The sequence below is a fragment of the Burkholderia sp. 9777_1386 genome, assembly GCF_015712265.1.
In the GTDB taxonomy this organism is placed as follows: Bacteria; Pseudomonadota; Gammaproteobacteria; order Burkholderiales; family Burkholderiaceae; genus Burkholderia; species Burkholderia cenocepacia.
The window spans coordinates 1-1,528 of the sequence record NZ_JACCQB010000119.1 but is presented as its reverse complement, the minus strand read 5'-3'; the positions used below and the strand labels follow the sequence as shown (position 1 = coordinate 1,528).

Sequence of the window (1,528 nt, the reverse complement as noted above, 5' to 3'; positions counted from 1 at the left end):
GCCCTCGCCGGCCCGGCGACGTCAGTTGACCTGCAGCTGGCCACCGCGGCCCAGCCCGCCCTTGACGTCCTGCGCCTTGTAGCTGCGCAGCGCGACGACCATCTTGTTGTACGCATCGATGAACGCGACGACCGTCGCCTTGCCTTCCGGCGTCGACGAGAAGCCCGCCAGCGCACCGCCCACGCCGCCGCCGAACCCACCCAGCGCCGCGCCGTAGTTAGTCGCCGTCGAGCTGCCCTCCGACGCCGCGATCTGCACCGCCGAGCGCACGTCGAACAGCGTCAGCGTCACGACCGACGCCTTCGTCTGCAGGTGGCCCGCCACCGCCGCCACCGCGCTGTTGCCGATCAGCCCGCCGATCATGCTGCCGATCCCGCCGATCGGCGAATCGTTGATCACGATCTGCGGCTCCATGTAGTAGTCGGCCGCGACACGCTGGCCCTTCTGCTGCTTCGAGCCCGCGCGGTATTCGCCCGAGTTGCGCTGCAGCTGCGTGATGCGCGACAGGCGCGCGTCGCTCTTCTGGTTGCCGATCGACGTGATCACGAAGCAGTTCGACTGCTGCACCGCCAGGCGCAGCAGCGGGTCGATTGTGGTCATCTTGGTCGCGCTGCCGAACGGGCCCCACCAGTCGGCATTGCGGCCGTCGTCGACCGCGATCGTGCCGAGCGGCGACGTGCAGCGCTGCAGTTGCGAATCGGCGCCGGCGCTCGCGCCGCCAGCCGCGGCGCCCGTCACGCCGGCGTTCTGCCCGCCGGGCGTCACCACGCCGCCGCAACCCGCGACGGACGCGCCAAGCGCTGCAACCAGCGCACCTTGAGTGAGACGTTGGAGAAGGTTGGTCTTCATTGTCGTTGTCGATCGATTAGAGTCGTTGTTCGGCTTATGCGTCCGTGCGAACTTCGATAAGCCCCCCGGCGTGGCGCGCGATGGTGGTCTCCCCGCGGCTGCCCCCGTTGCTCGATGCCCGGTCAGTAGTACCAGTACGTCTGCTGCCAGACGCCGTAGTACGGATAGCCCGAGTACCAGTAGCCGTAATAGACGTCACGCCATTGCGTGCGCCATTTCCAGTCTTCTTCGTCTTCTTTCTTCGCCTTGCGCGCGAGATCGAGCAGCTTTTTCGATTCCTTGTCGCCGCGGCCGGCCGCGATCGACAGCCACTTCTCCGCTTCGCGCGCATCCGAGCCCATTTCCTCGAGGCCGAACAGGTAGAAACTGCCGAGCGCCTTCTGCGCGTTCAGGTCGCCGCGTTCGGCGGCCTCGCGCATCCACTTGAGCGCCTGGTAGCTGTCCTGGCGCACGCCGTCGCCGCGGAAATAGCGCAGGCCGAGGTCGTAGGCGGCCTTCGGCTGGGTCTTCGCGGTCTGCTTGAGCGCGGCGATGTGCGGCTCTTCGCGGTCTTCCGCCTCGTCCCTTTTTTGATAGGAGACCTGATCTTTAGGGCGATCGGAACAACCTGTGTCGTCGCAGATCCGTACCGTGTTCCCGGTGACGGACGGATCCTGCGCGCACGCGGCCAACAGCAACA

The 1,528-nt window shown here is 66.9% G+C and carries 2 protein-coding genes; both read right to left on the bottom strand.

Annotated elements, in window-relative coordinates; translation table 11 throughout:
• Positions 1 to 21: 21 nt before the first annotated feature.
• A complete protein-coding gene (locus tag H0X91_RS34615; RefSeq protein WP_006498538.1) occupies positions 22 to 849 on the bottom strand; it encodes a hypothetical protein in 828 nt (275 codons plus the stop codon).
• 122 nt (positions 850 to 971) lie between these two features.
• Positions 972 to 1,526: a tetratricopeptide repeat protein gene (locus H0X91_RS34610; RefSeq protein ID WP_196433815.1), complete on the bottom strand. Its 555-nt coding sequence runs from the start codon at positions 1,524 to 1,526 to the stop codon at positions 972 to 974.
• Positions 1,527 to 1,528 lie beyond the last annotated feature (2 nt).

What these genes read in the sequence shown, in the direction of transcription:
- H0X91_RS34615 (WP_006498538.1), bottom strand. Translation starts at nt 849, where the DNA reads ATGAAGACCAACCTTCTCCAACGTCTCACTCAAGGTGCGCTGGTTGCA.